Below are 357 nucleotides of genomic sequence, written 5' to 3'. Positions count from 1 at the left end.
TTGTCTACCAGACCATCGTGCCCCAGAGGATCAGCGATGCCTCGACGCAGGAGCAAGTCGTTCTTATCGATATCCTCCAGCGTTTCTACGTGACCTGCGTCGCGCAGAAGGATTTTCTGTTCGGCATCCCCAGCCTTTACGAGTATTCCCGCCGACAACTGATTCTCATGCTGATGCATGATTTTCCAGAACAGGCCATCGAGCCTGGCGATATTACGGTCACCCTGACACATTACATTCCTGCACCGGTGCCGCCCGGCCAGATCAACGCACTGCCGGCCGCGACCGAGCGGGTCAGCGAAAGTCTTGTTGAATATGCCGTGAACCGATTCATGTCCCGGCAGGATGGGGTTCTTA

Annotated in this window: 1 protein-coding gene; it reads left to right on the top strand. The window is 55.7% G+C overall.

Features of this window, described 5'->3' with window-relative positions:
- Positions 1-357, top strand: a 357-nt coding sequence (locus EE949_RS22405; RefSeq protein WP_164666820.1) for a hypothetical protein, incomplete at both ends; no start/stop codon positions are given.

Source organism: Pseudomonas viridiflava (assembly GCF_900602065.1).
Taxonomy (GTDB): Bacteria; Pseudomonadota; Gammaproteobacteria; order Pseudomonadales; family Pseudomonadaceae; genus Aquipseudomonas.
This window is presented reverse-complemented; position numbering and strand designations above follow the sequence as displayed.